This is a genomic window from Amycolatopsis sp. SID8362, assembly GCF_010550475.1.
Lineage (GTDB): Bacteria > Actinomycetota > Actinomycetes > Mycobacteriales > Pseudonocardiaceae > Amycolatopsis > Amycolatopsis eburnea.
In genome coordinates this window covers 1-305 of the sequence record NZ_JAAGNB010000964.1, presented here as the reverse complement: position 1 = coordinate 305, position 305 = coordinate 1, and the positions used below count along the sequence as shown (strand labels likewise).

Here is a 305-nt window from a genome sequence, read left to right as displayed (position 1 = left end):
ACGTCGTCGCCTGCGACGTCGCCGATCCCGCGGCCGTGGCCGCGCTGCTCGCCGGAATTCCCGCCGCGCACCCCCTGACCGCCGTCGTGCACGCCGCCGGCGTCCTCGACGACGGCGTCACCGGCTCCCTGACCCCCGAGCGGCTCGACGCGGTCCTGCGCCCGAAGGCCGATGCCGCCTGGGCCCTGCACGAGCTGACCCGCTCCCTCGACCTCGCCGCGTTCGTACTGTTCTCCTCGGTCGCGGGCACCGCGGGTGGTGCCGGGCAGGCCGGCTACGCCGCCGCCAACGCCTTCCTCGACGCC

1 protein-coding gene is annotated in these 305 nt (G+C 76.7%); it reads left to right on the top strand.

Annotated features, from left to right (window positions below; all coding sequences use genetic code 11):
* A partial coding sequence (locus G3I65_RS29505) for a KR domain-containing protein (RefSeq protein ID WP_160698994.1) occupies positions 1-305 on the top strand: 305 nt, incomplete at both ends.